Genomic DNA, 21,454 nt, shown 5'->3' with positions numbered 1-21,454 from the left:
GTCATGAAAGAATACGCTCCTGCAAAAATCAATTTGTTTTTAGATGTCATCCGCAAGCGCGAAGATGGTTACCACGATCTTGGAACTGTTTTCCAGACGATTGACGCTGGCGATACGGTTGAAGCGACGCTCCGCGAAGATGGCGAAATCCACCTGACCTATAACGAACCGCAGAACTATCCGCTGGGATCCGACCTCGTGTTCAAGGCTGCGAAAGCGCTCAAGGAATATGCCAATTGCTCTCTTGGTGCCGACATCCATCTCACGAAGGTCATGCCGCTTGGGGCGGGGCTTGGCGGTGGCAGTGCTGATGCCGCAGCGACGCTCCGTTTGCTCAACAACTTGTGGAACTTGAACCTCCCGTTCGAAACTTTGGAATCCATCGGTGCCCGTCTTGGTGCGGATGTGCCGTTCCTCGTTCGTGGTGGAACTGCTTTTGCTGAAGGTATTGGCGAGCGTTTGACGTTCGTGGAACCGCTCGAACTCCCGGAGGGGGCCGCTCTCCTCATCGCAACTCCGCTTGATGCGGTCCCGACCAAGGACGCTTATGCCGGAGTCCCGAAGTCTGGCCCGGACCGCTGGGAGCAGTACAAAGCGGCGTGGGAATCAAAAATGAATCCTCCGTTGTGTGGAGATCCTATTGCTGAACCGCCTTCGGAAACGTTTAAGCAGATTGTCAATCCCGAAATGTGTTTCAATGCTTTCGAAATTTCCGTATTCCCGACGCACCCGCTTGTCGCCGAAATGAAGCAGATGTTCATTGAACTCGGGGCTGATGTCGCCTTGATGTCTGGTTCGGGCGCCTCCGTTTTCGGAATTTTCAAGACTCGGGAACAGGCGGAAAAGGCTGCCGCTGCAATGAAACCGATTTCCCGCTACCAGACCGTCACCAAATTCTGGCATAGGTAGTGCCGCTTTTTTGTCAAAATGTGCGAAAAATGACTTTTTTCAGCTCTTTTTTTGCACGTTTGTCTTTGACAAAAGGGACTTTTTTACTATCTTTGTCGCACCATTGGGGTATCGTCAAGTGGTAAGACAACGGATTTTGATTCCGTTATTCGTAGGTTCGAATCCTGCTACCCCAATGAATTTTTTTTATCTAATGGAGATAACACAATGGAACTCACAACGCTCAAAGCTGCCTCGAGAGTGCTAGGTGCAAACCGCGACAACGCCCGTTTGCGTAAGGCTGGTCAGATTCCGGCCGTCTATTATGGTAAGGGTATCGAAGCTAAGAACATCAGCGTCAGCGAAATCGACTTGCGCAAGGTTCTTGCTCCGGGCAAGCGTTACACGCTTCTTGACCTCGAAATCGATGGCAAGGCTGGCAATCCGGCTCTCGTCTACAGTGTCCAGAAGGACGCTCTCACCCAGAAGATTACGCACGTTGACTTCATCAAGATCGCTGATGACGAATTCGTTAAGGTTCGCATCCCGGTCAAGCTTTCCGGTCTCCCGGTTGGCGTGAAGACTCAGGGCGGTCTCTTCTCTCAGGAAGCTCGTTATCTCATGCTCGCTGCTAAGCCGGCAAGCATCCCGTCTGTTCTCGAATTGGATATCTCCAACTTCGAAACGAACGTGACCTTCTACGCTAAGGATTTCAAGCTCCCGGAAAACGTTACGCTCGCTTCTGGCCCGCGCACCGTTATCTTCACGATTTCTTCTAAGTCCAAGAAGAAGGATGCTGCTGCTGCTCCGGCTGCTGACGCCGCTGCCGCTGCTCCGGCTGCCAACTAATTCTGGCAACAAGCTGAAAGGCTTTAAGAGACCTGCTCCGATTGGGGCGGGTCTTTTTTCGTTGAAAATTCTGAGTCTATTGACAATCTTGACTTCTAATTTTATATTAGTGTTCAAATGAGCAAAGATAAGAAGATAAATCCTGTATCGATTCGCAGCTCGGCTGCGGAGTATTTGACCTATATTTCTGCGGTAGGTGGTTCTGAGCAGAGTGTCGAGATGCGTTATGAAGATGAAAACGTCTGGCTGACGCAAAAGATGATGGCGGAACTGTATGGGGTTGATGTTCGAACGATAAACGAGCATATTTCCAAGATTTTGAGTGATGGAGAATTGCCTGAAGATCCAACTATCCGGAATTTCCGGATAGTTCAAACCGAAGGTTCTCGGCAAGTATCCCGTGATGTATTGCATTACAATCTCCAAATGATTATCGCTGTGGGCTTTAAAGTCAATAATGAACGTGCGGTGCAATTCCGCAAGTGGGCGGGGCAAATCGTTAAGGATTACACCATCCAGGGATGGGTTATGGATAAGGAACGTCTCAAAAATTTTGGGACAATTCTTACCGAAGATTACTTTGAACGTCAGTTGGAAGTTATACGTGAAATACGCGTATCCGAACGGCGTTTTTATCAAAAAGTGACGGATATTTATTCAACGGCATTAGATTACGATTCGTCGGCTAAGATTACACAAGATTTTTTCAAGAAAGTGCAGAACAAATTTTTGAAATCCGATGTTATTATTGCCAAAAACTATTTAGAAAAGGATGAACTTAAGGCGTTGGAACTGATTGTTTCGGGTTATTTAGACTTTGCTGAAATGCAAGCGAATCGGCATATCCCGATGACGATGGAAGATTGGGCAAAACATCTTGATCGGATTCTAGAAGCTACACAACACGAACTTTTGACTAATGCGGGAAAGATTTCGATGGAAGTGGCTCAGGCTCATGCGATTACAGAATGGGAAAAGTACCGCATTGTGCAGGATAAGCTATTCCATAGCGATTTTGATTACTTCCTTGAGCTTCATGAAAAAATGGCTCAATACAAGCCGTAGCCGATTTTTGTATATTCTAGATATGAAATTACTCAAGCTTTTATCTTGCCTTTCTTTTATCGCACTTTTAGGGTGTGCTAGTTCTGAACCTGTCGTACAGCAGCAGGATAGCAATGCAGATGAAGTTCGTGCAAATGCCGCAAAAGCGTATAGCGAACTCGATGCGGAAAAGTAACGATATTTTTTAAGGTTTTATTATGTATTTAATCGTCGGTCTTGGAAATCCTGGAACGCAGTATTCGAACACGCACCACAATGCCGGTTTTATGGCAGTTGAAAAGCTCGCTGACCCGAGCAAGGACTGGAAATCGGAACATAAGGCGCTCACCATGAAGGTGAACATTGCAGGTGAGGAATGCCTCCTCGTGAAGCCGCAAACCTATATGAATCTCTCTGGTGAAGCAGTGCAGGCTCTGATGACGTGGTACAAGGTCAAGGTCGATCATTTACTCGTTTTCAGCGATGATATTAATTTGGATGTAGGCCGTATCCGTTGCCGCAAGGACGGTAGCCATGGCGGTCAGAATGGACTCCGCAACATTATTGAACATGTGGGCGACAAGTTCCCGCGCATCCGTTTTGGCGTTGGCAAATGCCCTCCGAAATTTGACCTCAGCAACTGGGTCTTGGCGAAGTTCTCGCCCGAAGACCGCCCGAAATTCGATGAAGCGATTGCGAAGGTCCCAGCGCTTGTGGAATGCTACTTTAAGCTCGGCATCGAGAAGTGCATGGAGCGCTATAACGGAAAGTGACGCCGCTATATGCAACTGATACATTAAAATTGTTATGAGCTCGACTAGTGATTAACTTGTCGGGCTTTTTTATTATATTGAAAGTAACCTTTTGGTGGAGGTATGTATGGTGAATAAAATTATTATCGCCTTGAGTATGGGACTCACGGCGGGGGTCTTGGCACAGGATTTTTGCAATGCAGCTAAACATACAGGTGCAAGCAAAAAAGTGAATGGAAACGAAGTGAGCTCGTACAACGGTGTCGGTTACGAGCTTTGGTACGATAGGGCTACTTCGGGTTCGCTTACGATTTATGAAGACGGATCCATGTCTTGTTCTTTCCAGAGTGCTGGAGACTACCTTTGCCGTGCGGGGCTTTCGTTCGATAGCGACAAGAAGTATAACGAACTTGGCGGCGATATGCTTGCAGAATTCAAACTCGTGAAGCAGAATATCAATGGTGCCGATTACTCCTATGTCGGCGTCTATGGTTGGATGGAAGAAGTCTCGAAATCCCCGAGCAAACTGGTCGAATATTATGTTGTCGATAACTGGCTGACGGGGTGGAGGCCTGGCGATTGGGTCGCTAGCCATAAGATGGGCGATTACACAATCGATGGTGCCAAATACTCCGTTTATTGGGGTGAACATACGGGGCCGGCCATCAAGACACAGGGCAATACGACTTTTTTGCAGTATTTCAGCATTCGTGAAAATGCCCGTGATTGCGGAGTCATCAATATTAGCGCTCACATGAGACAGTGGGAAAAGCTGGGCATGGAAATGGGTAAGCTCTACGAAGCTAAGGTGCTTGGCGAAGCGGGGAGCATGAGTAACGGCGTTTCCGGTACGGCCGATTTTCCGCATATAAAGGTTTATGTCAAAGGCGACGAAGTTCCGTCGTCCAGTTCTGTTGCTTTAAGTTCAAGTTCTGTGGCGTCGAGTTCCTCTGAAACTGTGCCGAGTTCGTCATCGGATGTGCTCGCAGAATCTTCGAGCAGTGTTGGCGGTTCTTCGAGTTCGGGGACCGATGCGATTCCGTTTACGGTACAGCGCTTTGACAAGGCGGGGATTTATCAAGTGTTCGATATGCAGGGAAATTTCCTCGGCAAGGTTGAACTGAAGAGTGGTTTGTCGCTTAAGCAGGCTGTAGCAAACAAGTTTGCTCGTTCGTCCGTTTATCTGGTCAAGCGAGGGGCCTTTGCCAAGACGATTGCTGTCGAGCGCTAATACAAGCCGGGGCGTTACGGGGCGGCGACTGAGCGCCCGTTCGAAGGGGTGGAGAGCGACGTAGTGCGAACCAGGGGGAGACTTCCCCCTTTTTTACAATCTATTGACAAATAACTAGTGACTAAAAACCAAAATATTACTATATTCAATGCGCAAAAGAGGTACTTTATGAAACTTTTGCCAGAAGCTTTGACGTTTGATGACGTCTTACTCGTTCCCGCTGAATCTTCTGTTCTTCCGGCTCAGACGGATGTGAGCACCCAGCTCGCCCCGAATATCAAGCTGAACATTCCTATAATCAGTGCTGCAATGGATACCGTTACGACGGCTCCGTTGGCTATTTCCCTCGCTTTGCAGGGCGGTCTCGGTATTATCCACAAGAATATGTCCATTGAAGACCAGGCTGAAGAAGTTCGCAAGGTCAAGCGCTGGCAGTCTGGTATTGTGACCAATCCGGTGACGCTTGATGCCGATGAACCGGTGTCTGCTGCTTTTGAACAGCGTGCTCGCAACAAGGTGAGCGGTTTCCCGATTCTCTCCAAGGGTAAGCTCGTCGGTATGCTCACGAGCCGCGACCTCCGCACCGTTAGCGACATGAACGTGAAAATCAGCACGGTCATGACCAAGGATCCTGTGACGGCAAGCCCGAAGGTGAGCCTCGCCAAGGCGAAGGAAATCCTCGCCGAAAAGCGCATTGAAAAGCTCCCGCTCGTGGACGCTTCTGGTGCTTTGAAGGGCCTCATCACGATGACGGACATCTTGAAGCGCGAAAACAACCCGAACGCAAGCCTTGACAAGAATGGTCAGTTGCTCGTCGGTGCTGCCGTCAGCACTTCTGCAAATACTCTTGAACGCGTTGCTGCCCTCGTGGACGCAGGCGTTGACCTGTTGATTATCGATACGGCTCACGGCCACCACATCGGTGTGCGTAACATGGTGAAGACCGTTCGCAAGAAATATCCGAAGCTCACGATTTGCGCCGGTAACGTTTGCACGCCGGAAGCTGTCGAAGAACTCGCCAAGTGCGGTGCCAACATCGTCAAGGTGGGTATCGGTCCGGGTTCTATCTGCACGACCCGTATCATTGCTGGTGTCGGTTACCCGCAGTTCTCCGCTGTCGTGGAATGCGGCAAGATGGCTCGCAAGGTCGGCGTGAAGATTATCGCTGACGGTGGCCTCAAGTTCTCTGGCGACATCGTCAAGGCTTTGGCTGCTGGCGGTCACGCTGTGATGGTGGGCTCTCTCTTTGCCGGTACCGAAGAAGCTCCGGGTGAAGTCATCCTCGCTGATGGCCGTAGCTACAAGAGCTACCGCGGCATGGGCTCTCTCGGCGCCATGAAGGCTGGTTCTGCAGACCGTTACTTCCAGGGTGGCGTTCAGGAACCGCGCAAGTTCGTTCCGGAAGGCATCGAAGGCCGTGTTCCATACAAGGGACCGCTCCGCGACACCGTTTACCAGCTGATTGGCGGTATCCACTCTGCTATGGGTTATGCCGGTGCTGCAAACCTCGAAGAACTCTACAAGAAGGCAACGTTTGTCCGTATTACGGGCGCAGGCCTCCGTGAATCTCATCCGCACGATGTGACCATCACGAAGGAAGCCCCGAACTACAGAACAGGCGACTAATCGGAAGAGTCATCCTGGAGTGTCCGTGAAGATGCGATAGGATCCAAGAATTAAAGACGGCGGGCATCAGCTCGCCGTTTTTGTCATTTACACTCCAAGCTGGAATGTTATTTGCTTTAAAATTTCCTCGTTCTTGCGCAAAAAAAATATATTTAGAGAGGATTGACTCTTATAAGAAGGAGAAATCATGCGAAAATGGGCTCTTTTAAGCGCAATGCTAATGCTTTTTCCGTTAGTATTGACCTCTTGTTCTAACAGTTCGAGTCCTACTGGGGAGGCTCGGGCCGAAAATCCCTTGGCTTCGCAGCTTAAGGGAATGTGGTGGACTGAATACGACGAGGAGGGAACCTGTTCGTTTGGCGATGAGGTGAAGTACTCCCGCGTTGTCGAAATCCTGCAATTTAATGAAGATGGCTCCGGTTGGTGGAGTAGGCTTTTCTTCAACGACGAAGAAACGGATCCGGTGGACCGTTTTGGCGGAAAAAGTTCCGATGGGGGATTCGCTTACACATCGCATCATGATAATTCAATCAAAATAAGTGTCAACGAAGACTGGGATTCGACTTTTTATCCTCGAAAGCTCTCTGCAAAATACGACAATGATACTATCGTGTTTACCGCTGACGGAAAAATTTTCAAAATGGAGCGCCCATTAGACGAAATGGCTGTCTTGTTGGAAAGGATGTCGACTGGTGGAGCCATGTCCGATAATTACAACATTAATGACAAGGATTTTACGCGCGAAAATTGGAGGCGGCAGGACGCCATCTACATATACGACGGCGTGGGCCGAATTAAGGATGACCGTGGCTACGACGGTTATACGTTGGTGAACCTTCCTTGGAATAAGAAAGTTGTTGCATCGAATCTTCCGGATCGTTTTACAGATGATGTTACGCCTGAAAACGGATGGGAATGGGTGCTTAACTTGTGCGGCCGTTTCCAGGATGTCAATAACAATTTCTTTGCCGTTTACAATAAGTATACCGGCATCCTTCGCTTTTTCTTCTATCAGCCCTATAATACTTTGACGGGTAATGACCATGTGTGGCAGGTGTCTATGCCCGACAATTTGGCACAGCTTGGTAACTGGAGTTATGGTGTACCATCGGATCGTAAAATTGTGGACAAGGATGCCCTGGGACAGACTGTTCGGGGAACGTATATGGATTATGTGACTCCTTGGGTGGATTATAGGAGTAGCGATGGCTTTATTACTCCTAATGTCGGATGGTGGGCTTTTGACGTTGACCTCTCTATTTATCGGAAAGATGCTAGGATTGATCTTGACCAGGATTATATCAGGTTGCAGATGCGCTCTTGGGAGAAAAACCAAACTTCACTTTATAGTGCCATGGCAGCGGCTATCGATGGTGGTTTCAAGGCTGATTTAAAACTGGAACAGGTGCAGCAGAAATCGTCAAGTACCGCAAAGGGAATTTTGCTTGGACTTCAGGCTGTTGCGCAGGCGGGTAGTGCCATCGCTAATTTTTACACGGGCAATGTTGCCCAAGGACTTGGCTCCGTTGGTCAGATGTTCGGTACGGGAACGCAGTTGGCTGGGCTAGGAGGTGGAGGTCCCACAAATTACAAGGGCTCGCTTAATGGTACGATTAACCTTGGACTTGATGGTTCTATTGATACCAAGGGAATTGTTAGTGGTTCCAAGGCCAACCATAATATTGCTTCGCCGACTGTTTATATGTCCAGTTTTAATCTGGAAAATTCTACGATGGGGCAGGGGGTGTGGAATCTAAAGACTTCGCCCGTGGTTTATTGGGATAATTCGTACATGAAACGGATGGTGTATAATTATGAAGAGTATTATGCACCCTACTTTTTTGATCCCAATAGCATTGAATTGGAATTGAATCCGAATATCTTTTCGGAAGACAAAATAGAATGGCTTGAGGTTGAGGCTATTTGCGGGGCTAGAAAGAATATGCAGCCCAAAAATGATAAAATACGTAGTGCGTTCGGACTTGGAACGCACTCCAATTATCACGCTCCATATAGCGATAGCATGTGGCCCGACAGTCCAAAGGAACTGTTTGATTTTCTTTATGCAAGTGAAGACAAGTATGGAATGCAGGAGTCAGACACTTTGCTCTATGAGAGCGAAGAATATAACATGGGTGGTTATAAGGCGGAATTGTATGTTACCATGGAAAACTATATTAGAGGGCGTGGCGCGAATGGCTTTGCTATAGAGCCCCAGTATGTAACCATGTGGAGAGAAAATGGTATAAGTCTTCCTTTCCTTGAAGTCAACGTGAAGGTTCGAATTAAGATGAAGGATAGAGATGGCTTGATCATTCTCAGTCGAAATTACTTGCCGGATATCAAGTCGTATAACGCGAAAGATTTTGAGGCGGCTGTTAAAAAGACAAAACCTTACGAAAGCAAGATGAAAGGTCATACGGACCTTTACGATTACCAGATGAAACGTATTAGACAAATTATCGAAGTTCTTAAGCTGTAGAATTGATGGTTGAGAAATACAACTATCGGGATTCTCATTTGAATATTTTTTGTTGCCGAAGCGCTGAGTTTATCGAAGTGTTGTCGATGGGCCTTACATGTCATCCTGAGCGGAGGCGTTAGCCGAAGTCGAAGGATATCCTATGAAAACCGGTGCGCAAAAAGCGTGCCGGATTTTTGTTATATTTTTTTTGAACAAATTTTAGAAGGAGTTGAAAATGAGATTAGTGAAGTTGATGATTCCTATGGTTCTTGCAACTGCAATTTTGGGTTGTTCAGGGACAAAGCAACACAAGGATGCGTCCTGGACACAAAAACCGGCTAGCATGAACGTTTTGTTTACGGAACCTGTAGTTTTGAACAAAGAAAAAGATTCTGAAGACTCTAAGGAATGGACCGTTTTCCCGTGGTTTTATACAAGTGCGAATGATGCTTCTGGAATGTCAACATTTTCCGAAAAAACTGTGGATTCGAGAGACACGCTCATGATGTCTGAAAATATGGAAAAAATGAAGGAGTGGTTCTCGAGCAATGTGGACAATACGCTTAAGTTTAACTCGAATGTTCATTATAAACTGGATTGTATCTCGAAAGATAGAGTCACGTATTCTGTAGAGGTCTTGGATGGCGATAGTCTTCGTGTGCCAAAGCCGGTTTCGATGTCTGATGGTGCCGAAGTTTATTTTGTGCTAGACAGTATCGAAATGAAGTCTTACCAGAACTTGAATCTTTATAATTCGGGCTTAAGCACGCCTGCTTTTCCAATCCCGGTTATGGGGTATCGAACAAACAACTGCGTCAAGATTTCAGCTTCATACGCTTTTTATGATGCAAAGGCTGGAAAACGAATGGATTTTGGACGCTTGGATGAAGATCAATGTTCCAAGGAACGGGTAATCGAGCATGACTGGGTAAATGTTTTACGAGAATTGATTTTACACATGATCGAGAAAACTCCAATTGCGCAGTTTTAAATAAGGATCGCAGCTTCTCCAGGCTGCGTTTTTTTGATATATATTAGGAAAAAGAGCTTTTTGAAAAGGAGATGCCCGCTTTCGCGGGCATGACAGCAAGGTAGCGTTTTTTATGAATAAAAGGTCACGTTCGAGTTGGTTGTTGGCGGCTGTGCTCGCAGGTTCGTTTGTGGTGCCGTTTGCGTTTGTGGCGTGTGGCGATTCGTCTGATGGCTCGCCGGTTGCGGTGGGTGAGGGCTCCTCTTCTTCTGAGATGCTGGCTGAATCTTCGTCTTCTCAAGAATCCGCGAAGCCATTGAGCAGCTCTGCCCAAAAAAACGCAAGTTCATCGTCGGTGAAGTCCGAAAGCTCGAGCTCGGAAAAGTCTGCGGAATTTTCTTCTGAAAAGGTCACGCAATCATCAAGCTCTAGTGCCGAGAAGGCCGCAGAATCGTCTTCTTCCGAGAAGCCTGCGGAATCGTCGGATAGCGGTGTTTGCACGAACTGCGATAGCTATACGGCGGCAGACCCGACGCTTGTGGAAAACGGCGGTAAGGGCTCTGTGACAACTTACGGGAGCATCACTGCGAAAGAAACGAGTCTCGGTGGCGCCTGCAATTACGGACAGACGAATATCCAGTATTATGCGGCAATCCATGTGAATGTTTCTCCGGGGGATGATAAGGGCCCGTGGGATGGTGGCATGGCATGTGGCGGCTGCGTTCACGTGAAGGCGAAGACGCCGGATGGCTGGAAAGAGGTGACTGTGCGCATTACGGACCGTTGCCCGGATGCAAACTGCGGTGTGGATTTGGGCGGTGCGCCCGCTAGCGACATCATGGGAATCCAGGTCGGTCGTTATTACGGCGAATGGGAATTCGTGAGTTGCGAAGGAATCGAAGGCGTGTGGGGCGATTCCACATCCATCTGGGTTAAGGAAGGCGCTAGCTCGTACTGGAGCATTATTCAGGTTCGTAACCCGAAAGATGCTGTCCGCAAAATCGTGTTCAACGAGGTAGATGGCGACAAGACTTATCCGCTTGAATTTGTCGTCGGGACGGAAAACTTCTGGACTGTTCCGAAGGAAGTTCTGCAATCAGAAAAAAGTTACAGTGTGGTCGTTACTTATCGTAGCGGTACCGATGACGAATGGATTTTAAAGGGTTCTGATTTGGCGGTGCCGGAAGCGAACCTTTATTTGTACGAACACCGGAAGAAATAGGAAATCGCAGCGCATCTTCGATGCTTGCAGAAACAAAAACGGCGCCTTGGTGGGCGTCGTTTTTTGCGAGAGTCGCGGCTTTTAAAGCCGCGCTTTTTTTACTTGTTCAAACGCTCGGTTGCTTCGGCGACTGCGAGCAAGTCTGCTTCCTGGAACGGCTTGCCAATCCACTGGAGGCCAACCGGGAGTCCGCCTGCCATACCGCACGGAACGCTCACGCCCGGGAGACCGGCGAGGTTCAAGCTAACGGTGTAGATGTCGGAGAGGTAAACGGCCATAGGATCAGATTCGTTCATGCCGCACTTGAGCGGGAGACCCGGCATCGTCGGGCTTGCAATCACGTCGCAAGTCTTGAAGGCTTCGGTGAAGTCGTCCGTAATGAGGCGGCGAACCTTCTGGGCCTGCACGTAGTAAGCGTCATAGAAACCGGCGGAGAGAACGTAGCTTCCGAGGAGGATGCGGCGTTGCACTTCCTTGCCGAAACCTTCGCTGCGGGACTTGGCGTAAAGGTCGAAGAGCTTACGAGCTTCGGGACTGCGGTAGCCGTAACGCACGCCGTCGTAGCGGCTGAGGTTGGAGCTTGCTTCTGCCGTTGCAATGATGTAGTAGCTCGAAACTGCATAGCTGATGTGCGGGAGGCTCACTTCCTTGATCGTGGCGCCTTCGGCTTCCATCTTCTTAAGCATGTTTTCGATGGCGGCCTTGCATTCTGCATCGAGGCCTTCGCCAAAGTATTCCTTCGGAACGCCGATGACCTTGCCCTTAACTCCGGTGCCGAGCTTTGCGGTAAAGTCTTCGGTCGGGCGAGTGCTGGTGGTGTTGTCGTGCGGGTCAATGCCGCAAATTGCACCGAGGAGCGTTGCGCAGTCACGAACGGTTGCACCGAACGGACCAATCTGGTCAAGAGAGCTTGCGTAGGCGAGGAGACCGTAACGGGAAACGCGGCCGTAAGTCGGCTTTAAACCGACGACACCCGTGCAGGCAGCCGGCTGGCGGATGGATCCACCCGTGTCGGAACCGAGAGCGCAAGGAACCGTGCCAGAGGCGACGGCGACTGCGGAACCACCCGAGGAGCCACCCGGAACGCGGGATTCGTCGAGCGGATTCTTGACCGGGCCGTAGTAAGAGGTTTCGTTGCTGGAACCCATGGCGAATTCGTCCATGTTCGTCTTGCCGACGATGATGGCGCCTGCGGCTTCGAGCTTTTCGAGTGCTGTTGCAGTGTAGGGGGCAACGAAGTTATCGAGAATCTTGGAGGCGGCTGTAGTGCGGGTGCCGTTCAAGCACATGTTGTCCTTCACGGCGACCGGGATGCCATCGAGGGCGCCCAGAGACTTGCCTTCGGCGCGGCGCTTGTCGCTTTCCTTAGCGCGTTCAAGAGCGCGGTCGTTCAGCACCGAGATATAGGCGTTCAAATTCTTTGTAGATTCAATTTTTTCGAGGGAGGCCTGTGCGAGCTTTTCGGCAGTGGTGCTGCCGTTTGCAAGTTGAGCCTGAAGTTCCTGAATAGTCTGCATTATCTTTCTCCGGACCATTTCATGATGTAAAGAGCTAAACCCATGCCAACTGCACTTAGGGCATTCACCTTGAAGCCAAAACCAAGCGCAAATTTGACGAGGTACAAATCAATGACGACGGGCTGCGGGGTATCGCCAGAAAAACCGATACTGTAATCGGCAGCCGCAGTAAAAATGTGGTGAACGCTGTTATCGTATCCACCGGCGTTCAAGAGGACTCCGAGTTCGCCAAACAAAGCTCCGAGAGCTTCGCTCATGATGCCGCCTAAAATGAGGCCGACAAAAATAAAGAGGACGACACGTGCCAATGAGTTCTTGTGAGTCATGCCGCAAATATAGTATTTTGGAAATGAGTTACTAGTTATTAGTTACTAGTTACTAGGGAATTTTTGTCTTTGGTTGTTGGTCATTGGTCAATGGTCGTTAGTCGTTGTTTTTTGTCATTGGTGTTGCTTGGTGGTCGGCGGTTAAAGCTTTCTTAAGCGTTTTTTTTTGAGGGGGAGGCGAATATGGTGGTTTGGTGCGGAAAAATGTGAAAATTTGCTACCAAATGTGTGAAAAATCCCCTTTTGGTAGCATAAATTGTAGATAAACTTAATGAAAAATCGTTAAATATGAGATTGTTTGTGGAAAATGTGTTGCCAATTGGGGTGAAAAATTAGATTTGGTAACATTATGTAAGCCTGTTAGCTAAATATTTTGTAGAACAAAGTAAAAAAATATGCTACCAAACACGACTAAAAATTGATTTTGGTAGCATAAAAATGCAAAAATTGCTTTTTTTACTTGTTCAACTTGGATTTTGGAGGATGATTATTTTCGCTTGCAGTCGAATTACCTATATTGATTTTTGCTGTGTATTTTTTATGAAATTTTTTTGAGGTATGCATGGCGAAAATTGTAACTTTGTTAACGATTCTTGTATTAGTGACTTGTTTATGTGCGAATGACACTCTGTTTGTTCAGAAATCTTTTTCGCATAATATTTCGTATAGAGATGACGCTAGCGAATTATACAAATATTTTGATATTTCAAAAAGCGTTGCTAATGCTGTCAGTCCTTTGTTCCCAGAAAAGAATATTGGCAATCAAGGAACTTTCTTTTATACATCTTATCGAAAAGATGGTTTCTTTGTTTACAAATATGCATATTTTTCATTTGAAGAAGATTCTCTCTATTTTGCTGTAGATCCGTCGGAATATTCTGCGGATCCTTCTTTATCTACTCGTATCGGTAATTGCATGAAACAGCATTTTTTGCAGCATATCGAAAGATATCGAAATGCTTGTGCGAAAGCATTTCCTTTAAAGCCTAAACTCAGGGAATGGATTGAATTGTTGAGTAAAAATTATTCTGAGATACTGTCTGCTGGTAGTGGTGACGATGTTTATGTGTTGGCTTTTGATCAGAGTGGAAAAGAAAAGATCTTTACAATTCCCGACTTTTCGAAAATAAAGAAAGAATCTCAATCTGTGATTTTAGATTATTATAGAGAAGTTTATCTGTTGCTTAGTGAGTTTGCAAATTATGAGTTTCCGCAATGCTGGTGGGATAAACTTGTGGATAATCCCGAACATTTCTCCATTCGTTCGAATGAAGGCAAAATTAAAGAAATAAGGTGCTCGGATTTATGAAAAAGATAAAGTTTATTGTGTCTCTTTTTTTCTTTTTAGTGAATTCAGCAATGGGAAATCAAAGTTCTTTTGATGAAGTTCCAAAGAAAATGATGAATCGCGAAATAACACTAAAAAAAGGTTCGATGGAAATGTTTTTTAAGGATTCCTTGTATAATTGGAACCGCGATGGAATATACCTTTTTGTATCTCAAAAGGAATCTCTGAAACTTTTCTTTATAAATGAATCTGGTGTAGAATTGTTTCAATATCCGAAAATGAAAGAATCTCGTTGGACAAATCCCGAAGAGTATATGGATGAACGAAAAAAGAAAATTCGTGGATTAAATATTGGTAAATGTTTGCAAAGAATTAATGATGATGGGAACGCTTTTTCTTTTTTGAAAAAAATTACTTTTGAACGGTATCCTCAAATATCTGTTATGAAAGATTGGCCTGAATTACCGCAAATAGAAAATATTCAATATTTAGGGTTTGTAAAAGAAGGCTCTTTTATCAAAAATTTCTATTTCAATGATTTTCGGAGCAATGGTGTCGTGTTAAAGAAACCGTTGGATATGCTGATTCCTTTGTATGATATGCTAAAAAAGTATCCGTTTGATGTTTATATGGATGGCTGCGAATGAGAAAAATTATTGCCTTAATGTTTATTTTACTTATTTGCGGATGTGCAAATAAGCCTGTTTCTGGCGAATGGCTTCATTCTCGGCTTTCTTCCGAAGAACCGTTTTTGATTCCTGAAAAACAAACAATTGACGTTTATGCGGAATGGAATATGCTGCGATTGGTCTGTTCTTCGCTTAGAATGATTGGGAATATTGACAAGGAAGCACTTGTTTATTCATTTGGTCAAGCATCAAGGAATAAAGATGGTCTTTATAATCCCAGTTTTTGCTTGCAAAGGTCTGTTCTTTTAGGTGAAAAATTGTTTGATTCTAATCAAAATCATGAAGGTTTAGATGCGGAGTGCGTATATGAAATGACTCCTTTGACTTTGGGAAATGTTATGAGTGCTGTGTTTGGACGAAATATAGTGCTGGATACAACAGATGAGAATGTTCGTGTTTTCTATGCGGGTGATAGCCTTCTTATTGAGTCTGGACAAGTTCGAAACCACAAAAGAATAGAACAAAATTATCTCGCTGTGAAAGATGAACAAGGACGAATTCGAGAAACTTTGCAAGGCCCCATTTATGAATTTGATATTCCATTAAATGAGCCTGTTTTCTCTTTGACTGTTCGCACCGATCCCAAGGATCATAAAGGCTACAAGCCCCTGAAACTCGATTCGTCCATCCTTCCGCTTGAAAGCCCTGGATACAAAAAGCTCCGCGAACAGGAAGAAAAACTGAGTCGCGGAGAGTAAATTACGGAGCGTAAATTGCGTTACCCCAAATCGATATCGGGTGAAACCTGTATCGTGAAGTCGGGGTAGAGCTCAGCCGCTTCGCTCTTGATTGTATCGAGGGCTTCCTGTGCGTTCACGCCGAATTTGATGACCACGTCAAAGCGCATTTCCTTGGCTTCGATGTCCACGTAAAAACCGTGCATCTGGAGCGCCCAATCGTGTGACTTGACTTTGTCTAAAATCGTGTCGCGGATTTTGGCGGATTCGTCGTTTTGGGTGTTGTAAGAGTAAACGCCGATAGCGGTGAGGATGACGCCTGTTTCGCAATAGACCTTCTTTTCGAGCTTGCGCGTGAGGGAATCCAGGTCGGCGACAGTCATGGTGTCGGGGAGTTCCACGTGCACGGAGGCAAGTTTCTTTTCGGGACCGTAATCGTTGATGACGAGATCGTATGCTCCGTGGACGCCTTCTTCGCTGCGGATGAGGCTCTTGATTTGCTTGGTGAGTTCGTTATCATTTTTCTTGCCGAGCAAGTCGCTCACGGTGTCCTTCAACATTTCAAAGCCGGCCTTGATAATGAAGATGGAAATCAGAACGCCGACGTAGGCTTCGAGCGAGAGACCTGTGAAAATGAAGATGAGTGCGGAGGCGAGAACGGAAAGGGAGAGGATGGCGTCAAAGAGAGCATCGGAGCCGGAGGCGATGAGTGAACCGGAATTCACGCGCTCGCCTTGCGATTTCACGTAACGACCGAGGACGAATTTCACGACCACGGCGATGGCGATGATGATAAGCGAAACGGTGGAGTAGTCGGCTTCTTCGGGGTGGATGATTTTCTTGACCGATTCCACGCAAGAGGTGATGCCCGCGTAAATCACGATGGAGGCGATGAGCATGGCGGTCAGGTATTCAATGCGACCGTAACCGAGCGGGTGCTTTTCGTTGGGCAATTTTCGCGAGAGCTTGTTGCCGACAATTGTGATGATGGACGAGAGCGCGTCCGAGAGGTTGTTTACGGCATCGAGAACAACGGCAATGGAATTAGCCATAAGGCCGATAACCGCCTTGACGCTCGCGAGAATGACGTTGGTGACAATCCCGACAACGCTAGTCTTGACGATGACCTTATTGCGGTTTTCTTCGTTGTGCTTTTCTTCATTGCAGTTCTTTGCCATGATGAACCTCTTGTTTATTTAATGCTCCAGTCGATGGGTTCGAGCCCCTTGCTGATAAGATAGTTGTTTGCTTTGCTAAAGTGCTTGCAACCGAAGAATCCGCGGTATGCTGAGAGCGGGCTCGGATGCGGGGCGGTGAGAATCAGATGGCCACGATTGGGTGCGATGAGCACTTGCTTTTTGATAGCGAAACTGCCCCAGAGCAAAAAGACGAGGTTCTCGCGAACCTGCGAAAGGCGCTGGATAATTGTGTCCGTGAACTGCTGCCAGCCAATGCCTGCGTGACTTGCCGCCATGTGGGCGCGCACCGTGAGCGAGGCGTTTAACAGCAAAATTCCCTGGTGAGCCCAGCCTTCCAAGTTCCCGTGTGGCGGCGGTGTAATGCCGAGATCGTCGTGCAGCTCTTGGAAAATGTTCACGAGGGATGGCGGCGGTTCAATGCCAAACGGCACCGAGAAGCAAAGCCCGTGAGCCTGACCTGGATTGTGGTACGGGTCTTGTCCGATGATGACGGCCTTGACTTTATCGACAGGGCAATAGTCGAGTGCTGCAAAAATCTGCGGTCCGGGAGGGTACACCACGTGATGTTCCGCGTGTTCCTGCAAAAGTTTTGCCTTGATTTGCTTAAAATACGGCTGTTCGAACTGGTCGGCGAGCAGTTTCAGCCAAGATTCTTCAAGTTTAACGGACATAGTATAGGTTGTAGGTTATAGGTTTTTAGGGGCGGCTCCGCCGCTTGTCATGCCCGCGGAGGCGGGTATCTCCTTTACAGGATTCGCGAGTATCGCGATTTTCTCGCCGTCGAGGCGTGTGTAGAATAGCGTTGCGGAGTTTTTGCCTTTGGGCTTGAGGCGTTTGATTTCTTGGTCGGGATCGACTTTGACGCCTCGGAGTTTGAGTGTGAGTTTTCCGATGTCGTGCGATTTGAGCATCGCGCGGACGGCGCCTGTCGAAATCTCGGACGATTCCAAAATCTCGTAGTTGGCGAAGGCGGGCGAGGGGAGTGGTTTTTCGCTGGTTACGTAAGCTATGCCCGGCGAAATCAGATGCGTGGTTTCGTCGTGCGCGAGGGCGACCACTCCAAAGAGGTGGCTGCGGAGCAACACCGGTGCGGGTTCTGCGATGAACTTTGAAATCCCGCCGAGAGGCAAGTCGGATTCGCTGCTCGATGTGCGGTAAATGCGGTCGCGGCCTTCGAGCTCGTAATTGTGGTCGTATTGCGATTGTTCGCTCTCGTTGCGGGCTTCGCGCTTCTCGTCGCGGGCGAACGTCCAGTTGGCAATTTCGTTCCCTGTTTTGTCGACCATCACGGCGCGGACATGGTCGGGATTCTTGGCGAGTTCGCCGAACAGCACCAAACATTCGCGGCAGTCCGTGCGGGAGCCAATGTACAGGATTTCTGTGCCTCGCGGAATTTCGCAAATGGGGTAGCCGGGCGGGATTTTTGCCATGCCGCCTTTGTAATGCTTCGAAATCTCGATGACTTCTTCGAATGTGGGCGTAAGATTGCGCAGATCGCGCTGGTTCTCGCCTTCGATGGCTCGGCGGGCGGGGTCAATCGTGAAATAGCCGGCTTTGGGGCGGGCGGGCGTCGCATTCTTGGAATCGTTTTCTTTGGCGACTTCGCGGACATCTCCGAGGATGGTATGTGCGTTGCTGGCTTCTGGCGAAACTCCTCGCATCACGCTGCTGTTGTAGCGGTACATTGCAAGTCGGTTTTCGTCGAGGTCAACGCCAATTGCAGTCAGTTCCTTCGGCAAAAAGAAGGAATCGCCTCCCATGCCGCAGCAAAGGTCATGAACAGTATTGCCGACGGCTTCGGGGCCGCTTGGCCACAAGTTTGCTTTCCAGCGTCCGATATCTTGCGCGGTGCTCTGTTCCAGCGCTAGTTTATCGCAAAGGAGGAACGCGGTACTCTCGATTCCGAATTTTTCGCGGAATCTCGGCACAAGCGCCATATAATCCATAATGGCGGCTCGTTCTTCATTGCTGAATTCCTTGGCTAGCTGCGTCGAAACTTGCAATGCATCCAATTTTTTCTTGGTTGCAAGCTTGATGAAATCCTGAACTTTAGCCGAAGTGAGTAAATCCGCGTTGAACATGCTAGAAATTTAATTTTTATGCGGGAATTTTACAATTTAAAATTTTGAGGATTAGCGATTAAGATGTATTTTTATGTATGTCATTCCCGCCTCTGAGCGGAAATCTCCTTTAATAGGATTGGGTTGGTATGAAGTTTTTGAAAAATCTTGCGGCGTGCGTGTCTTGCGCTTCTGTTGCTTTGCTAATGCAATCTTGTGGTGACGATACGGCATTGTCACCTGTTTATGCTTTAAGTTCTTCGTCTGCGCAGGAATCGTTAGAATCTTCATCGAGCGTGCCGGAGTCCTCGGCTCAAGAATCCTCGTCGTCTGTTGAAAATTTATCGTCCTCTAGTCAAAATGTGGGTGGCCCCTCGTCCTCGGAAACTTCTTTGTCGGCAGGGACGGAATCGTCTTCAGCCGTGGCGACATCGTCTGCGGTAGAACCGACGTCGTCTGAAACGTTGCAGAGTTCCTCCTCGTCCGAAGCTCAGTCATCGGCGGCTGAATCATCGTCGTCTTCTAATGCGTCGCAACCCTCTTCTGCAATAGAATCCTCGTCATCGCAAGCGATCAGTTCTTCGGAAACACCTAGTTCATCTTCTGCACAACCTATAAAAATTGATTTCTACAATGGCGCCGATATTTCCGAAGTCCAGGAATACGAACGAAATAATACGAAGTTTTACGATGTCGATGGCAAAGAAAGCGATATCTTCACAATTCTGAAAAAACACGGATTCAACTCCATTCGTTTGCGCACGTTTGTTTCGCCCAAGGCAAAGTACGGTTATGCGGCGAGCGGTTGCGGTCATGATTCCGAAGCGTATGGTGACAAAGACCACGTTGTTGCTTTTGCCAAGAAAGTCAAAGCGGCTGGCATGGGGCTTCTCGTTGATATCCATTACAGCGATGTCTGGGCGGATCCTGGCAAACAGATTATCCCCGAACGCTGGCGTAACGTGAACAACGCTGATGCGATGGCGGATTCCGTGTACGCATACACCAAGGATTTGATGATTGCACTTAAGAATGCTGGCGCAACGCCGGACATGGTGCAAGTGGGCAATGAAACAACTCCGGGCATCTTGATTCACAAGCCAAACAGCAAAACAGATTGCTGGGGTAATGGCGTCGATAAGGCTGCAACTTCCGTCAATGGCGATATGGGGACTTCGGCGGGCAAGGCGAATGCCGCCAAGTATTTCAATGCGGGCATCAAGGCGGTCAAGGAAGTTTCGCCGACAACGAAAACGGTGCTTCACATTGAACGTATCCGCCAGGCAGAAACGGTAAAATGGTGGATGGGCGTCATCTTTGATGACTATAAAATCCCTGCTGACGTGATGGGTTTCTCTGCTTACACAGCATATGGTGACGGCACTCCCGATAAGTGGAAAAATTTGTTCAATACGATTACAACAAAGTATTCAAATTTGGAATTTATCGTTGCAGAATATAATGGTGGTGATTCCGATAACCACTACAATTTCGACAAATCCCGCCAAAAGACTCGTGAATCCGTCCGCGAAATGAACCGCTGGATTGGCTCATTCTTCTGGGAACCGACAATCGGCGGTGCGTGGGGCTCGGGACTTTTTGACTGGCGCGGTAAAGACCTTTACGCAAACGCTAAGGCTTTTGAAGAGTTTTTCTAGAAACTAACTTCCGCCGCCATTATGTCGGCAACGTCTTCCAGAGTGATTCCCTTGAGGGCGTTTCTAAGCATAATATTCAATATGATATACTTTATTGGTCCCGGAGCAGGAATCATATGGTATTTTATAGTCACAGCCATGGCTAAGTGAAGCCGAATCTTTTTCCCGAACATTTCGTCTGGTTGAATTGATCTGCCAAAATATGCGGCTGTAAATTCCACCCAGTAATCGCGCAACTGTTGTTCTGTCATGTGAAATATTTGTTGCACGCTCTTTTTGGTACAAAGAATGTTGGTAAACATGTACAGAAAGGCTATATCAAAAAGGTAATGCCCATAGCCGAAATCGCCCATGTCTATCCAGTAATTTTCACCGGTCTTGTTTGAATGTACGATATTGCCAGGCTGGAAATCGTACTGTAGGCAACCATAGCTGTCAGGAACTAGCTCTATAGCGGCCTTCAAGATATCTTTGTGCTTCTTGAATGTGAATAGCTTTGGAATGGCCTTGCGTATGGTTTCTTTATAGCACAAGAATTGGGTTGGGTCGCAGTTTATGCCATGAAATTTTTTCGCTTCTTCGGCGTGGATTTTTGCGATGCGGGGCAGGTCTCTTGGATTGTCGTGAATCATCCTTGTGAACGAAATTTTTTCTTGCACTTTCTCATAGATTATGCCAAGGCGTCCCGATTGACTTTCTTCAACCAGTTCGATTGCTGCAGGAGTTTTAAAGCCGACGGAAGCGATCTTTCTAGAGTTTTCAAACTCTGCGATAATGTCTTCCTTGCGCCCCTCAGGTTTCATGAGCTTGAGCATAATGCTCGAATCTGTTTTTGAAAAGTAGCTTTCTCCGAAAGCCCCTTCCCCTTGCAATTCCCAGTCATTTAAATTGATCTGTTTGTAATTCATAATTACGAATATAAACAAAAAGGCGACTCAGTGATTGTCTGGTCGCCCTTTTTTCGAATTTTTTGCGGTTAAGCAAATATTTTGTG

Annotated in this window: 20 protein-coding genes and 1 tRNA gene; 15 read left to right on the top strand and 6 right to left on the bottom strand. The window is 47.5% G+C overall.

The features are described from left to right. Nucleotides 1–3 precede the first annotated feature (3 nt). The 11 genes from ispE to B9Y77_RS05240 all read left to right on the top strand — a co-directional run bounded on the left by ispE (nucleotide 4) and on the right by B9Y77_RS05240 (nucleotide 11,046). Complete coding sequence (gene ispE, locus B9Y77_RS05285; RefSeq protein ID WP_085490743.1) at nucleotides 4–909, top strand: 4-(cytidine 5'-diphospho)-2-C-methyl-D-erythritol kinase; 906 nt, start codon at nucleotides 4–6, stop codon at nucleotides 907–909. A gap of 104 nt (nucleotides 910–1,013) precedes the next feature. Continuing rightward, nucleotides 1,014–1,085, top strand: a tRNA-Gln gene (locus B9Y77_RS05280). 31 nt (nucleotides 1,086–1,116) lie between these two features. Beyond that, nucleotides 1,117–1,737, top strand: coding sequence for a 50S ribosomal protein L25 (locus B9Y77_RS05275; RefSeq protein WP_073423094.1), 621 nt, complete (start codon nucleotides 1,117–1,119; stop codon nucleotides 1,735–1,737). 117 nt (nucleotides 1,738–1,854) lie between these two features. Then, on the top strand, nucleotides 1,855–2,802 hold the full coding sequence (gene rhuM, locus B9Y77_RS05270; RefSeq protein WP_085490742.1) for a RhuM family protein: 948 nt from the start codon (nucleotides 1,855–1,857) through the stop codon (nucleotides 2,800–2,802). A gap of 22 nt (nucleotides 2,803–2,824) precedes the next feature. Next, complete coding sequence (locus B9Y77_RS15910) at nucleotides 2,825–2,977, top strand: hypothetical protein (RefSeq protein ID WP_158212973.1); 153 nt, start codon at nucleotides 2,825–2,827, stop codon at nucleotides 2,975–2,977. 22 nt (nucleotides 2,978–2,999) lie between these two features. Then, nucleotides 3,000–3,554, top strand: coding sequence for an aminoacyl-tRNA hydrolase (pth, locus tag B9Y77_RS05265; protein WP_015732305.1), 555 nt, complete (start codon nucleotides 3,000–3,002; stop codon nucleotides 3,552–3,554). Between the two features lie 106 nt (nucleotides 3,555–3,660). Further along, entirely contained in the window at nucleotides 3,661–4,764 is a 1,104-nt protein-coding gene (locus tag B9Y77_RS05260) for a glycoside hydrolase family 11 protein (protein WP_085490741.1), read from the top strand. A gap of 168 nt (nucleotides 4,765–4,932) precedes the next feature. After that, nucleotides 4,933–6,390 (top strand): IMP dehydrogenase, encoded by a 1,458-nt coding sequence (guaB, locus tag B9Y77_RS05255; RefSeq protein WP_073423085.1) that lies wholly within the window; start codon nucleotides 4,933–4,935, stop codon nucleotides 6,388–6,390. 316 nt (nucleotides 6,391–6,706) lie between these two features. Beyond that, complete coding sequence (locus B9Y77_RS05250) at nucleotides 6,707–8,872, top strand: hypothetical protein (RefSeq protein WP_139829262.1); 2,166 nt, start codon at nucleotides 6,707–6,709, stop codon at nucleotides 8,870–8,872. 217 nt (nucleotides 8,873–9,089) lie between these two features. Beyond that, nucleotides 9,090–9,845: a hypothetical protein gene (locus B9Y77_RS05245; protein WP_139829261.1), complete on the top strand. Its 756-nt coding sequence runs from the start codon at nucleotides 9,090–9,092 to the stop codon at nucleotides 9,843–9,845. A gap of 112 nt (nucleotides 9,846–9,957) precedes the next feature. Next, a complete protein-coding gene (locus B9Y77_RS05240; RefSeq protein WP_085490738.1) occupies nucleotides 9,958–11,046 on the top strand; it encodes an expansin family protein in 1,089 nt (362 codons plus the stop codon). Between the two features lie 98 nt (nucleotides 11,047–11,144). Here the strand turns inward: B9Y77_RS05240 and gatA are convergent, their stop codons facing one another. Together gatA and B9Y77_RS05230 are read right to left on the bottom strand one after the other, a co-directional pair. Beyond that, complete coding sequence (gene gatA / locus B9Y77_RS05235) at nucleotides 11,145–12,563, bottom strand: Asp-tRNA(Asn)/Glu-tRNA(Gln) amidotransferase subunit GatA (RefSeq protein WP_085490737.1); 1,419 nt, start codon at nucleotides 12,561–12,563, stop codon at nucleotides 11,145–11,147. Further along, nucleotides 12,563–12,889: a DUF4321 domain-containing protein gene (locus B9Y77_RS05230; protein WP_073423078.1), complete on the bottom strand. Its 327-nt coding sequence runs from the start codon at nucleotides 12,887–12,889 to the stop codon at nucleotides 12,563–12,565. The genes gatA and B9Y77_RS05230 overlap by 1 nt, the downstream gene beginning before the upstream one ends. Nucleotides 12,890–13,451: 562 nt before the next feature. Between B9Y77_RS05230 and B9Y77_RS05225 the strand changes: the two genes are divergently transcribed. The 3 genes from B9Y77_RS05225 to B9Y77_RS05215 are packed head-to-tail and all read left to right on the top strand — an operon-like array spanning nucleotide 13,452 to nucleotide 15,564. After that, entirely contained in the window at nucleotides 13,452–14,198 is a 747-nt protein-coding gene (locus B9Y77_RS05225; RefSeq protein WP_074208746.1) for a hypothetical protein, read from the top strand. Continuing rightward, nucleotides 14,195–14,824 (top strand): hypothetical protein, encoded by a 630-nt coding sequence (locus B9Y77_RS05220; RefSeq protein WP_085490736.1) that lies wholly within the window; start codon nucleotides 14,195–14,197, stop codon nucleotides 14,822–14,824. The genes B9Y77_RS05225 and B9Y77_RS05220 overlap by 4 nt, the downstream gene beginning before the upstream one ends. After that, a complete protein-coding gene (locus B9Y77_RS05215; RefSeq protein ID WP_085490735.1) occupies nucleotides 14,821–15,564 on the top strand; it encodes a hypothetical protein in 744 nt (247 codons plus the stop codon). Before B9Y77_RS05220 ends, B9Y77_RS05215 begins: the two co-directional genes overlap by 4 nt. Before the next feature lie 20 nt (nucleotides 15,565–15,584). On the opposite strand, the gene B9Y77_RS05210 is transcribed toward B9Y77_RS05215, so the two are convergent. From B9Y77_RS05210 to B9Y77_RS05200, 3 genes are read right to left on the bottom strand one after another with little or no spacing between them, the layout of a single operon-like run. Then, on the bottom strand, nucleotides 15,585–16,721 hold the full coding sequence (locus B9Y77_RS05210) for a cation diffusion facilitator family transporter (protein ID WP_085490734.1): 1,137 nt from the start codon (nucleotides 16,719–16,721) through the stop codon (nucleotides 15,585–15,587). 14 nt (nucleotides 16,722–16,735) lie between these two features. Next, nucleotides 16,736–17,413 carry a uracil-DNA glycosylase gene (gene ung, locus B9Y77_RS05205; RefSeq protein WP_085490733.1) on the bottom strand — a complete coding sequence of 226 codons (678 nt, stop codon included), beginning with the start codon at nucleotides 17,411–17,413 and terminating at the stop codon, nucleotides 16,736–16,738. Between the two features lie 15 nt (nucleotides 17,414–17,428). Further along, nucleotides 17,429–18,823, bottom strand: a complete 1,395-nt coding sequence (locus B9Y77_RS05200; RefSeq protein WP_254899924.1) for a class I SAM-dependent methyltransferase — start codon at nucleotides 18,821–18,823, stop codon at nucleotides 17,429–17,431. A gap of 128 nt (nucleotides 18,824–18,951) precedes the next feature. Between B9Y77_RS05200 and B9Y77_RS05195 the strand changes: the two genes are divergently transcribed. Further along, the gene (locus B9Y77_RS05195) at nucleotides 18,952–20,460 is read left to right on the top strand and encodes a glycosyl hydrolase 53 family protein (protein WP_085490732.1); all 1,509 of its coding nucleotides are present in this window, start codon (nucleotides 18,952–18,954) and stop codon (nucleotides 20,458–20,460) included. Here B9Y77_RS05195 and B9Y77_RS05190 read toward each other — a convergent pair. Continuing rightward, the gene (locus B9Y77_RS05190; RefSeq protein WP_085490731.1) at nucleotides 20,457–21,368 is read right to left on the bottom strand and encodes a TIGR02172 family protein; all 912 of its coding nucleotides are present in this window, start codon (nucleotides 21,366–21,368) and stop codon (nucleotides 20,457–20,459) included. The genes B9Y77_RS05195 and B9Y77_RS05190 overlap by 4 nt on opposite strands. Between the last annotated feature and the right edge of the window lie 86 nt (nucleotides 21,369–21,454).

The organism is Fibrobacter sp. UWB13 (assembly GCF_900177805.1).
Classification (GTDB): domain Bacteria; phylum Fibrobacterota; class Fibrobacteria; order Fibrobacterales; family Fibrobacteraceae; genus Fibrobacter.
The sequence above is the reverse complement of the archived record's forward strand: the minus strand, read 5'-3'. Positions and strand labels throughout refer to the sequence as shown.

Coding starts and splice junctions, on each gene's coding strand:
- B9Y77_RS05245 (WP_139829261.1), top strand. CDS start 9,090: ATGAGATTAGTGAAGTTGATGATTCCTATGGTTCTTGCAACTGCAATT.
- B9Y77_RS05200 (WP_254899924.1), bottom strand. CDS start 18,823: ATGTTCAACGCGGATTTACTCACTTCGGCTAAAGTTCAGGATTTCATC.
- B9Y77_RS05195 (WP_085490732.1), top strand. CDS start 18,952: ATGAAGTTTTTGAAAAATCTTGCGGCGTGCGTGTCTTGCGCTTCTGTT.
- B9Y77_RS05215 (WP_085490735.1), top strand. CDS start 14,821: ATGAGAAAAATTATTGCCTTAATGTTTATTTTACTTATTTGCGGATGT.
- B9Y77_RS05230 (WP_073423078.1), bottom strand. CDS start 12,889: ATGACTCACAAGAACTCATTGGCACGTGTCGTCCTCTTTATTTTTGTC.
- B9Y77_RS05275 (WP_073423094.1), top strand. CDS start 1,117: ATGGAACTCACAACGCTCAAAGCTGCCTCGAGAGTGCTAGGTGCAAAC.
- guaB (WP_073423085.1), top strand. CDS start 4,933: ATGAAACTTTTGCCAGAAGCTTTGACGTTTGATGACGTCTTACTCGTT.
- B9Y77_RS05260 (WP_085490741.1), top strand. CDS start 3,661: ATGGTGAATAAAATTATTATCGCCTTGAGTATGGGACTCACGGCGGGG.
- B9Y77_RS05250 (WP_139829262.1), top strand. CDS start 6,707: ATGTGGTGGACTGAATACGACGAGGAGGGAACCTGTTCGTTTGGCGAT.
- B9Y77_RS05225 (WP_074208746.1), top strand. CDS start 13,452: ATGGCGAAAATTGTAACTTTGTTAACGATTCTTGTATTAGTGACTTGT.
- B9Y77_RS05220 (WP_085490736.1), top strand. CDS start 14,195: ATGAAAAAGATAAAGTTTATTGTGTCTCTTTTTTTCTTTTTAGTGAAT.
- B9Y77_RS05190 (WP_085490731.1), bottom strand. CDS start 21,368: ATGAATTACAAACAGATCAATTTAAATGACTGGGAATTGCAAGGGGAA.
- pth (WP_015732305.1), top strand. CDS start 3,000: ATGTATTTAATCGTCGGTCTTGGAAATCCTGGAACGCAGTATTCGAAC.
- ung (WP_085490733.1), bottom strand. CDS start 17,413: ATGTCCGTTAAACTTGAAGAATCTTGGCTGAAACTGCTCGCCGACCAG.
- ispE (WP_085490743.1), top strand. CDS start 4: ATGAAAGAATACGCTCCTGCAAAAATCAATTTGTTTTTAGATGTCATC.
- rhuM (WP_085490742.1), top strand. CDS start 1,855: ATGAGCAAAGATAAGAAGATAAATCCTGTATCGATTCGCAGCTCGGCT.
- B9Y77_RS05210 (WP_085490734.1), bottom strand. CDS start 16,721: ATGGCAAAGAACTGCAATGAAGAAAAGCACAACGAAGAAAACCGCAAT.
- B9Y77_RS15910 (WP_158212973.1), top strand. CDS start 2,825: ATGAAATTACTCAAGCTTTTATCTTGCCTTTCTTTTATCGCACTTTTA.
- B9Y77_RS05240 (WP_085490738.1), top strand. CDS start 9,958: ATGAATAAAAGGTCACGTTCGAGTTGGTTGTTGGCGGCTGTGCTCGCA.
- gatA (WP_085490737.1), bottom strand. CDS start 12,563: ATGCAGACTATTCAGGAACTTCAGGCTCAACTTGCAAACGGCAGCACC.